This window comes from Oikeobacillus pervagus, from assembly GCF_030813365.1.
Lineage (GTDB): Bacteria > Bacillota > Bacilli > Bacillales > DSM-23947 > Oikeobacillus > Oikeobacillus pervagus.
Genome location: NZ_JAUSUC010000035.1, coordinates 24,143 through 35,259, shown reverse-complemented (window position 1 = coordinate 35,259; position 11,117 = coordinate 24,143). Strand labels below are relative to the sequence as shown.

Sequence of the window (11,117 nt, the reverse complement as noted above, 5' to 3'; positions counted from 1 at the left end):
CTTGATTTCCAATGTTTTCTATTTTGCATTAAACATTGTAACCATGAAGGGAGAATTTGACCCTTTTCTTTTTACACAATTATATGGACTTTATCGGGAAATGTGCAAATCTCAGGAGAATCAGCGCAAATCCTCAGGGAACCAGTGCAAATATACCTGGGAAATATGCATAAATCCCGGGAAATGTGCAAATCACCAGAGAATCAGTGCAAATCCACGGGGAACCAGTGCAAATACACTTGGGAAATGTTCATAAATCCCGGAAATGTGCAAATCTCCGGAGAATCAGTGCAAATCCACGGAGAACCAATGCAAATATCCTTGGGAAATGTTCATAAATCCCGGGAAATGTGCAAATCTCCGGAGAATCAGCGCAAATCCATGGAGAACCAATGTAAATATACCTGGGAAATGTGTATAAATCCCAGGAAATGTGCAAATCACCAGAGAATCAGCGCAAATCCACGGAGGACCAGTGCAAATATCCTTGGGAAATGTTCATAACCCCCAGGAAATGTGCGATTTCTAGGAAATATGCCGAAACCTCAGGAAATGGACATATCACCAGAGAACCGGCGCAAATCTTTGTGGGGAAATATTCAAATTTAGTCTAGATATGTCCTGGAATGATTAATTTTTACTCCAATGCAAATATAAAGTCTCGGAAAAGTCATCTCAACGATTTGTCCGTCTATACTAAAAACAGGTCTAAGCGTGCGCTTAGACCTGTTTTTTGAAAATTATCGATCCCCACCGAAGAAATCAAAGAATGCTCCTGTCACACTACCTTCCTCTTTCGATCCACCCGCTGCAGCGAATACACGACTTGCCAAACGGCTAAATGGTAATGATTGAATCCAGACTGTACCAGGTCCACGTAATGTGGCAAAGAATAGTCCTTCTCCGCCAAAAAGAGCCGTTTTGATACCGCGAACAAATTCAATATTGTAATCAATGCCACTTGTCATTGCAACTAGACATCCTGTATCAACACGCAAAGTTTCCCCAGGTTCGAGGACTTTTTTGTGAATGGTTCCTCCTGCATGAACAAAGGCCATTCCATCACCTTCGAGTTTTTGCATGATAAAGCCCTCTCCACCAAAAAAGCCTGCACCAATTTTTCTTTGGAACTCGACTCCGACTGCTACCCCTTTTGCTGCGGCAAGAAAGGCATCTTTTTGACAAATCAATTTACCACCTAATTCACTTAAATCCATTGGAATAATTTTGCCTGGATAGGGTGAGGCAAAGGAAACATGTTTCTTGCCAGAGCCATTATTTGTAAAGGAAGTCATAAACAGACTTTCACCCGTCAGCACGCGTTTACCGGCGCTGAACAATTTCCCCATAATTCCACCCTGTGAAGCGGAACCATCACCAAAGATTGTTTCCATCGCAATTTGGTCGTCCATCATCATTAAGCTTCCTGCTTCCGCAATGACTGTTTCTTGAGGATCTAATTCTACTTCTACAAATTGCATGTCGTCCCCATATATTTTGTAATCAATTTCATGATTATTCAAAACATCAGCCCCTTTTTCTAGATTAATAGATTCTACGTTAGTAGGTTGGAAAAGGATTCAGATTTTTTTTACGAGGATTCAGCAATACTGTTAGCTCCAAAAAAAGAGCCAAGCATCTTCACATGAAGTGAAAAGAAACTTGACTCCTGGAAATCAAAGAGCACGGCTTAAGAAGCAGATTTTTCTACTTTCTCCTTAAACTCTGTTATCTTTTTCATCGTATCATCGATGAGTTGCTTTACCTTTGTTGTGTCTGGCTGATCTTTTTTTGCTTCATTGATCAATGGATAAAGACTTTCCTCAATATTTTTGTAATCGTCTGGATAATGGTCTTCAATTTTGTCTTCGATCACATCCCAGCTTTCATCAAGTTGTTCGCCAGCCATATTTAATGACATCGGATCACTGGATGACTTTTCAACGGTGGATTGCAATTTTTTTAAGGAAGTTTCTACTTTTTCAAGTCCACTCATAAGATCCGAGGTGATATTTGTGGTTGTTTCCACTTCCTGCTGTACTTGATCCTGGTCTGTTTGTGGCATGGTAGAATTCGGTTCCATCTGTTCTGCGCTATTAGAACTACAACCAGCTGCAAGCCATAACATCGTCGCCAACAAAGCAATGGTAGAGCGATATGTTCTCAATTTAATCCCTCCTATGTAGATTTGTTTCCATAAAGACGGAAATCCCTTTAGCATATTAACCAAATCACTTGAATAAAATAAGTGTTTTTTTAAAAATGGGAGTGGATTCAATTCACCACTCCATTTTGTTGGAAAAACAAGGATGTTATAATGCTTAGTGAAAGGTGGGAGATCGAATGAAAATCCTATTAATCGGTGCAAGCGGGACGATTGGAAGTGCGGTAGATAATGAGTTGAAAGATTGCCATGAAATCATTCGAGCGGGAAGAAATGGGGCTGATGTATCTGTTGATATTTCTTCACCCGAAAGTATTAAGGAGATGTATAACCAAATCGGGAAAATTGATGCGGTTGTCAACGCTTCTGGGAGTGCGGGTTTCGCTCCATTAGCCGAATTAACTCCTGAGAAAAATGAATTGGCAATTTTAAGTAAATTAAAAGGTCAAATCAATCTTGTTTTGCTAGGGTTGAATTATGTGAATGATGGCGGAAGTTTTACACTTACGACTGGAATTATGATGGATGATCCGATTCTTCAAGGAGCATCAGCTGCCATGGCGAATGGTGGAGTGAAAGCTTTCGTAAAATCTGCCGCTATTGAAATGCCAAGAGGAATTAGAATTAATAGTGTGAGTCCTAATGTTCTTCAGGAATCTATGCATAAGTATGCAGACTATTTCCGCGGGTTTGATGCCGTTCCAGCAAGCAGAGTGGCACTTGCTTATCGAAAAAGTGTGGAAGGGGCGCGAACTGGGCAGAATTTTGAAGTTTATTGATGAAGGAATGAGTATGAGAAATCCTATCCGAGTGTATATTAAAAATAAAAAAATCCCCTATGTTATCATAAAGAAGTGATAAAATAGTGCTTTTTTGACTCGGAGGATGAAAAATAAATGAGTGACGAATTAAAGTTAAGACCTTTAGAAAGAGATGATTTAGAGTTTGTTCACAAACTCAATATTAATGCGAATATTATGTCCTACTGGTTTGAGGAACCATATGAGGCATTTGTAGAATTGCAAGATTTATATGATAAGCATATTCATGATCAAGGTGAACGTCGGTTTATTGTAGAGAAAAGTGGCGAAATGGTTGGACTTGTCGAATTAGTTGAAATTGATTATATTCATCGACGAGCCGAATTCCAAATTATCATTGATCCAAGGTATCAAGGGCGCGGCTATGCAACAAAGGCAACCTATTTGGCCATGGATTACGCCTTTTCCGTTTTGAATATGTATAAACTTTATTTAATTGTGGATAAGACAAATGAAAAGGCTATACATATTTATAAAAAGGTTGGATTTCAGTTAGAAGGCGAATTAATTGATGAATTTTTTGTGGATGGCGACTACCATAATGCAATTAGAATGTATATGTTTCAACATCAATATTTTCAACAATGAATTAGAAAGAGGCTCTCCGATAGAGGGCCTCTTTGTATACTAATCTGAATATACTGACAATTATAGAGGAACATGTTATATTCAAATGGTAAAGGGGGAGGAAAGATGGTCGTTCAATTCAAAAAAGAGGAAGAATGGTTTACTTTTTATGATAGTCAAGGAAATTTAATCGAGCGCAAGACAGAGATTCGTTTTGACCCGTTAACAGGGGAATCATCACGTCTCGTCTATGATGCGGGGTTGGCGATTACACCACCAGACTACACGGAGGCTGCCGAACAGACGGGGGGGAAAAAATGTCCGTTTTGTCCGGAAAACTTATTGAAAATGACCCCAGTCTTTCCGAAAGAAATTGCTGATCAAGGTAGAATAACTCAAGGAGAGGCGGTTGTATTTCCTAATCTTTTTCCTTATAGTAAGCATAATGGGGTGGTCATTTTCTCAGGCCAACATTATGTTAGATTAGAGGAGTTTGCTCCGTCAATGGTGAAGGATGGATTTATGGTTGCTCAAAAGTATATTCAAAAAGTGGTACAATCGGATCCTAAAGCAAAATATGCCTCGATCAACTGGAACTACTTGCCATATTCAGGTGGAAGTATTTTGCATCCGCATTTACATGTGATTGTTTCGGAATCACCGACAAACTATCAGGCTAATTTTCAGGAAAAGGTGAAGGCTCATGGTGAGGAAAATGATCTGCTCGCTTTATACGAAGCAGAGAGCTCGCTAGGGGAAAGATGGATTGGGGAAAAAGGGAATGTTGCTTGGATGCATGCCTTTGCTCCGAAAAGCCATAATGATTTCATTGCGATGTTCCCAAGGAAATACTCGATCCATGACCTTGATGAACAGGATTGGCAGGACTTTGGGGAAGGGTTACAGGCCATTTTCGCAACTTTAACAGAGCAAGGTTTTGCTAGCTTTAATATGCTGTTAAATATAGCAACAGATCTCGAATCGAAACAACCTGTATGTGCACGTCTGATTCCACGGTTTACACTTGGAGCACTTAGTACGAGTGATATTAACTTCTTCCAAGCTCTTCATCAAGAACCACTTACATATAAAGTTCCAGAAGAAGTAGCAGCTAAAGCACGAATACATTTTCAAAAATAATATCAATGATAAGCATGAATACTAGCTGAATTTACACTAGTATCATGCTTTTTCATTTTTTTAAAACCTAAAATGGTGTAGCTTCGTCTAATGAATAGGAGGTAAGGAGGGACGGAAGTGGAAGAAATTTTTTCGGAAGCAGTGGAAGCAGACGATCGTGACTTGCTATTGGATCAAATCATGACCGAGTATGGCCAGGGCATTTTAGAACTTGTCTACTCCTATGTGAAAAATCAAATGGTGGCCGAGGATTTAACCCAAGAAATCTTTGTGAAGTGTTATAGGTCGCTACATACATTTGAAAAGAAGTCCAATATAAAAACATGGCTATGGAGGATTGCGATCAATCATTGTAAAGATTACTTAAAAAGTTGGCATTATCGGAATATAGAGATGATGGATGCGGATGATATGACGTTTGTATTAAGGGAAGAAGATGTCGCTGTACAGGTAGTCAAGCAAGATGAAAAACAAATCATCATGCAGGCAATCCTTCAACTCCCAGTGAAATACCGAGAATTGATTTATTTTCATTATTATGAAGATCTCTCGTTTAAGGAGATTGAACAGATCACATCAGTGAAGCAAAATACAATTAAAACGCGTATTCGACGAGCGAAGGAATTGCTTAAAGAACAATTGGGGGAGGAGTAATGATGGAGGACCGATTGAAAAATATTAAGAAGTCTCGCGTTCAGGAGCGATTCCCGGGGTTGAAATTTACTGATGAGCTTCGACAAAGGATTATAAAAACGATTCAGCAAGAGCAAGAAAGAGATGAGGATATAATGTTAGCAATCCTTCAATTGCTTGTTCAGAAAAAGACAGGATATGAGCTTCTGAATCATTTACGCAGTCGAGGGGTTAAAAAGTTTGAAAAAAATGAAGGTTTTCTCTATCCCTTTTTGCATTCGCTTGAGAATAAGGGATATATCGTTGGGGAGTGGGGCGAGAATAATGAAAAAAGTTACTTCTTAAGTTCGAAAGGAAGGAAATTGTTGTCAAAGGTCGAAACGAAGCCGTCATCCTTTTCAATGGATATTCAAGAAGTGATAAAAGGGGTGATGATGAATGAAGGATAAGCACTCTTTTTTCCAAACTTTATTAAGCAATATCCGTTCTAGGGAAGCAAGGCAGTATGTAAGGATGGAGCTAGAAAACCATATGGAACATTCCATTCAATCCTATATGAAACAAGGAAAATCCAGGGAAGAAGCAGAGATAGCAGCCGTTGAGCAGATGGGGGAGCCGAGTGAATTAGGCGTAAAGCTGAATAAGCTACATAAACCAAAAGTAGATTGGACATTATTGGGGCTATTTGCAATGGCGATTGGACTTGGGTTTGTTCCATTTATGGTACTAGATCATGGGGATTTTTCTATGTCTATGGGTTCAAAAATTGTGAGTACTATAGTGGGAATTACCGTGATGTTTGTTTGTATGTTATTTGATTACCGAAAACTGGAAGACTACGGATGGTATTTTTATATGGTGGGCATTGTAATTTTGCTCATCGTATTTAATTACGGGTTCTCTGCTATTACAATCAATGGGACACACTATTTAAATCTGTTGAGCTTCTCCTTCGACTCCACGATTGTGCTTCCCTTTTTCTTTTTTGCATGGGCAAGCTTTTTAATGAAATCTATGAGGATATGGCAATTGATTCTTGTATTTGTATTGCCATTGTGGCTATTCCTTGGAGCACCAAGCCTAACAAATGCGACGATCTATTCCTTCATGGTATTGTTTATGCTTGGTTGGTCAATAAGAAAGAATAAAAGAGCGGTTTTTACCCTTAGTTTAACCATTTGTTTATCCGTTATTGGTTTTCTTTTAGCTATTTCGTATGGAACAAATGATTATCAAAAAGAGAGATGGCTCGCCTTTCTCCATCCAGAGGCCTACCCTAATTCTTCCGGTTATATGTATTTGCAATTGAAAAAATTATTAGGGGAAGCAGAGTGGTTTGGAAAATCACTAGAAAGTGGAAGTTTTCATCTTCCGGAAGCACATACAAATTTAGTTTTGGTGACATTGACCTATAGTTTAGGCTGGCTATTTCTCGTTCTCATCGTGATGGTTTTAGCGGGGTTCTCATTCCGTATGATTTATATCATAAAGCAAATTAAAGATCCATATGGCCAACTGTTAGTGGTAGGTGGGGTGATCCTCTTTACCGTCTCATTTTTATTTAATGTGTTCATGATTGCAGGTTTGGCCCCATTAACAGGGATGTTTGTCCCCTTCATAAGCTACGGCACCATTGTCACCTTGCTATACTCTTTTGTGATTGGCGTCGTATTAAGCGTATTTAGGAGAAAGGATTTTTTTATTCCAACTATGTATACGAAACGTTAAATTTAGCTGTCCCCTATGTGCTATGTACTGCTAGTTAAGTAGTCTTTCACAATTTTAAAGGGACAGCTTTTGACATTTTAATGATTTCTCTCTTGATTTCGGGCAATGAATGTGAGTAGGCTAAAAAGAAAAACGATTACAAAGCTGATCCATGACCGTAATGTAAGCCACTCGGGAGTTTCCCGAAAAAGGAGAAAGAAAAGGAATTGATTGATGAATAGAATTATTAAAGCAAAGACCGAGCAACCTAATAGAACCCCAATCCACTTTTTCATAAAATATCCTCCACATCCTCAAATGACAAATTCACAGGCTCCTCCAATAACTCACCAGAAAACTCCTGATGAGTTGTAGGGACGCTTTCATCTACTTCTTGAAATGAGAGTTGATCGACCCATACTTTTCCTTTTCCTGATAATAGAACCCCAAAGGAAATGACCGCACTGGTTTCGGGAATGTCTAATACGATGGAGTAATGATTCCAATTCGTATCCCCTGTGATAGGACGATCACTCATATTATCGAATTGCAAAATATCATGTAATGTATTATCCACCCGCATCCACATGCCGCAAAATCCTTCGACTTCTTTTGTTTTAATAAAACCCGTCAATTTTATCCTTTTTCCAATATATTTATCAGCCTTAAATTGCTGCATCATGGTAGCGAATTCCTCAGCAGATTGTACTGTAACCGATGTTAAGAATCCAGACGACCTCCCTTCATGAAAAATTTGCTGGTCTATTCCCATTTCATAATGAAAAGGATGACTACCACTTAGAAACCAACCTTTCAATGTTTGTTTGCCCATTGGAACTTCCTCCTTTTTATTATTAATCTTTGAGAAAAGTTTGCGAAATTGTCCAGGGGGTAATTTATACACTTTTTTAAAAGAGCGAGTAAAGGATTCTTGCGATTCAAATTGAACAGATTGAGCGATATCTAATATTTTTTCGTCTGTATGGAGTAGCAAGCTGCAAGCATAGCACATTCTTCTATTGCGAATGAACTCAGCTACAGTAAAGCCAATTTCCTTCTGAAAAAGTCGATGAAAATGATATTTAGAAAAACCTGCTATCGAAGCTAGTTCCTCCAATGAAAGATGGCGATCAAGATGCTCTTCAATATAATCAATTGTTTTTTGTAATGCGGGGTGGTATGTCATCCGAAAGACCTCCTTATTACCAGAATAGCAAGGATGATGAAAAGTTATTTGATTTTTTTTGCGAACCTTTTTATAGAAAAATGATTAAACGAGGCTGTGACAATGATCTTCTTAACGACATATGATATACAAGAGGCCGAGGATCTATGTGATCATGTCGCCTTCCTTGATTAAGGGGAAATTAAAGTACTAGATACTCCCAAAAATTTACGAACAAAACATGCAGACTCTCCTAGTATCTTACATTTAAAAAGGATCCGTACGGAAGTGATAGACCAAGATCAAGAGGACGTAGGAGAACATTATAGTCATAGTCTTTTTTGGGATCCCATGACTCCGAATGGGGGAGGAGAACCTATAGCAGATATTGCCAAAGCGATTAATTATTACTTTGAATCATTTGATGATTTTAAAGGTTAATTATCCAAAGCAACAATATCAAGATTTAGTAGTGGTTATGGATGAGATGAACTTTCCGTTATTAGCACCCCAAACCAAGACACACCGTTAATGGAGGGGGAAATTTCTCTTCTAGTGATCGATGTCTGGGAACATGCCTATTACTTAAAGTATCAAAATCGACGTCCTGAATTCGTCACAAATTGGTGGAACACTGTGAATTGGGACTATGTGAATGAATTGTATTTAAAGGCCAAGCAGTAATCGTTGGCATAAGGTAGTTTTTAAATTTCAAAAGCCATTTCTACTCTCCCAGACTGGTAACCTAGGGGAACTTTTTCTTTTATTTAAGTGATTATTTGTAGAGAAGCGGGAAACCGTTGACGAATACTTTCCATTTTAGTAATTTGGAATAAGATGGAGGGTAGGTAGTGTTATGAGAGCTTTTTGGGCCAAATTTGCGGTTTTTATTTCAATATGGGGCTGGATGATTTATGAAAGTCATTTCGCCATCCCCTTACTTTTCTTATGTGCGCTTGCTATGGGGGGCTATTTTTATTTACCTGTAATGAAAAATCCCCTTTCTTTATATATTTTCCTCTCACTTGTTCTACTTTGTGCACAACTCGTGTTCGATTCAACAGAAAACATGTATTCCATCTTTCTTATTACATATATACAGATATTAGCATTGTTCCAGTTATCGATTCGCTCTTTCCGAATGTATATTTTATTTAACTTATTCGTCATTTTCGTCTGTTTTTTCATCATTAATGGATGGAATATGAGGGGGCTATTATTTGCCCTTCCAATTTGCTTTCTTTCTTTGATGCTAAACGAACGAATAATGGAAAGAAAGGAACAAAGACAACTTTATGAACAACTTTTAGGAGAGTATCGGAAATTAAAAAGAATGCGGTTTGAAAGTGAACGTTCCGCTCGTTTAGAAGAACGAACGAAAATTGCCCGTGAAATTCATGATTCGGTTGGGCATAAATTAACAGCCCTGATGATGGAGTTAGAAGTATTATCTATGAAAATGACGGAACTTAATTTAACAAATTTAAAAAGTTTGGCAAAGGAAAGTTTAGAGGAGACACGACATGCGGTTACAACTTTAAGAACGGAAGAAAGTGAAGGGATTGCAACGGTTTTGCAATTAATCCGAAAGTTAGAGTCGGAAAGTCATATTATGATCCACTTTACAACGATGTCAGGTGTTCTTTCGGCAAAGCTTTCCAATAGCCAAAGCATTGTTTTGTATCGGGTGATGCAAGAGGCTCTGACGAATGCAATGAGGCATGCCCAGTCCCGAGAGGTTCAAGTCGTTCTTGGACGTACAGCGATAGGCGACATTGAATGGACAGTCTCCAATCGTATTTATCAACCAAGACCACTACAATTTGGCTTTGGTTTAACGAATATGAGGGAACGTGTAGAGGAGATTGGGGGAAGTGTCACCATTTATCAAACAGATACACATTTTATTGCAAGTGGAAGTTTTCCGGTAAAGTGAAAATTCATTTCGTGAGGGGCATTATCCCACGAAAACGTTCGTTGAGCTAATCTGTATGAGCAGTTATTCCCACCTATCTCTTCGATTCCATCATCTTGAGGTAGGATTTTACTGCCCGTTAAGGATGGGATAAAGGAGAATCAGATATTATGTGGAATGTGATATTAGTAGAGGATCAGGCGATTGTTCGCCAAGGATTGAAGATGATGTTAGAGCAAGATGAGCAAATTCAAATTGTCGCTGAAGCGGAAAATGGTCAAGAAGCATTGGATAAAATGAAGGACCATCTCATTGATTTAGCCATTATGGACATTCGAATGCCCTTGATGAATGGGATAGAGGCAACAAGAAGAATAAAAACACGGTGGCCACAAGTCAAAATATTAATTTTAACCACGTTTAATGACGATGAATATGCCGTACAGGCATTAAGAGAGGGAGCAAATGGATTTTTATTAAAAACAGCCGATTCCCGAAAACTGATAGAAGCCGTTTATAGTTGTATGAATGGAGGATTAACTCTTCATGAAGAAGTAGCGGCCAAGATGATGCCTCGTCTGCTGAAAAACAACTCACCCAATCGTGTGGATATTCCACTTTCGCCACGAGAATTAGCCGTAACGAAATTAGTGGGGGAAGGAAAAACAAATAAGGAAATTGCCAATGAATTGCATTTATCCGTAGGGACGGTAAAAAATCATCTTACACAAATTTTACAAAAGCTTGAGTTTAGGGATCGCACACAATTAGCGATCTATGCAGTGAAAAATGGCATATCATAAGGTGGGTGCTCTGGCTAGGGAATCACAAACGAAGAAGCTTCATATATGAGACAAATACCATATGGGAATACACACCAACCAAGGGGAGTATGTATTTCACATCATGGTATTTTTTATTGCAGAGGGATTTTGAAGAAAGGGTTGTTTCCATACTGACAATAAGTTTCTCACATACAGGTGGAAAAATATAGTATGGATCTTA

Annotated in this window: 12 protein-coding genes and 1 pseudogene; 9 read left to right on the top strand and 4 right to left on the bottom strand. The window is 38.5% G+C overall.

The window, feature by feature from the left end; translation table 11 throughout:
• Window positions 1–740 precede the first annotated feature (740 nt).
• Complete coding sequence (locus tag J2S13_RS12485; RefSeq protein ID WP_307258107.1) at window positions 741–1,523, bottom strand: TIGR00266 family protein; 783 nt, start codon at window positions 1,521–1,523, stop codon at window positions 741–743.
• A gap of 167 nt (window positions 1,524–1,690) precedes the next feature.
• A complete protein-coding gene (locus tag J2S13_RS12480; protein WP_307258105.1) occupies window positions 1,691–2,167 on the bottom strand; it encodes a hypothetical protein in 477 nt (158 codons plus the stop codon).
• Window positions 2,168–2,343: 176 nt separating this feature from the next.
• On the opposite strand from J2S13_RS12480, the gene J2S13_RS12475 reads away from it, so the two are divergent.
• From J2S13_RS12475 to J2S13_RS12450, 6 genes are all read left to right on the top strand, one after another.
• Complete coding sequence (locus J2S13_RS12475; protein ID WP_307258104.1) at window positions 2,344–2,943, top strand: short chain dehydrogenase; 600 nt, start codon at window positions 2,344–2,346, stop codon at window positions 2,941–2,943.
• 117 nt (window positions 2,944–3,060) lie between these two features.
• On the top strand, window positions 3,061–3,573 hold the full coding sequence (speG, locus tag J2S13_RS12470; RefSeq protein ID WP_307258103.1) for a spermidine N1-acetyltransferase: 513 nt from the start codon (window positions 3,061–3,063) through the stop codon (window positions 3,571–3,573).
• 105 nt (window positions 3,574–3,678) lie between these two features.
• Entirely contained in the window at window positions 3,679–4,692 is a 1,014-nt protein-coding gene (locus J2S13_RS12465) for a hypothetical protein (RefSeq protein ID WP_307258102.1), read from the top strand.
• 117 nt (window positions 4,693–4,809) lie between these two features.
• Window positions 4,810–5,346 (top strand): sigma-70 family RNA polymerase sigma factor, encoded by a 537-nt coding sequence (locus J2S13_RS12460; RefSeq protein WP_307258101.1) that lies wholly within the window; start codon window positions 4,810–4,812, stop codon window positions 5,344–5,346.
• A 2-nt stretch (window positions 5,347–5,348) separates the two neighbouring features.
• On the top strand, window positions 5,349–5,774 hold the full coding sequence (locus tag J2S13_RS12455) for a PadR family transcriptional regulator (RefSeq protein WP_307258109.1): 426 nt from the start codon (window positions 5,349–5,351) through the stop codon (window positions 5,772–5,774).
• Complete coding sequence (locus J2S13_RS12450; protein WP_307258098.1) at window positions 5,764–7,053, top strand: FtsW/RodA/SpoVE family cell cycle protein; 1,290 nt, start codon at window positions 5,764–5,766, stop codon at window positions 7,051–7,053. Before J2S13_RS12455 ends, J2S13_RS12450 begins: the two co-directional genes overlap by 11 nt.
• Window positions 7,054–7,130: 77 nt before the next feature.
• Here J2S13_RS12450 and J2S13_RS12445 read toward each other — a convergent pair whose 3' ends face one another.
• Window positions 7,131–7,328, bottom strand: a complete 198-nt coding sequence (locus tag J2S13_RS12445; protein ID WP_307258097.1) for a hypothetical protein — start codon at window positions 7,326–7,328, stop codon at window positions 7,131–7,133.
• Window positions 7,325–8,218, bottom strand: coding sequence for a helix-turn-helix transcriptional regulator (locus tag J2S13_RS12440; protein ID WP_307258096.1), 894 nt, complete (start codon window positions 8,216–8,218; stop codon window positions 7,325–7,327). The genes J2S13_RS12445 and J2S13_RS12440 overlap by 4 nt, the downstream gene beginning before the upstream one ends.
• Before the next feature lie 294 nt (window positions 8,219–8,512).
• On the opposite strand from J2S13_RS12440, the pseudogene J2S13_RS12435 reads away from it, so the two are divergent.
• The 3 genes and pseudogenes from J2S13_RS12435 to J2S13_RS12425 all read left to right on the top strand — a co-directional run.
• Window positions 8,513–8,881, top strand: a pseudogene (locus J2S13_RS12435) (superoxide dismutase); the annotation flags it as partial.
• A gap of 172 nt (window positions 8,882–9,053) precedes the next feature.
• On the top strand, window positions 9,054–10,133 hold the full coding sequence (locus J2S13_RS12430; protein WP_307258095.1) for a sensor histidine kinase: 1,080 nt from the start codon (window positions 9,054–9,056) through the stop codon (window positions 10,131–10,133).
• Window positions 10,134–10,282: 149 nt separating this feature from the next.
• Window positions 10,283–10,915 carry a response regulator transcription factor gene (locus tag J2S13_RS12425; protein WP_307258094.1) on the top strand — a complete coding sequence of 211 codons (633 nt, stop codon included), beginning with the start codon at window positions 10,283–10,285 and terminating at the stop codon, window positions 10,913–10,915.
• Window positions 10,916–11,117: the final 202 nt, after the last annotated feature.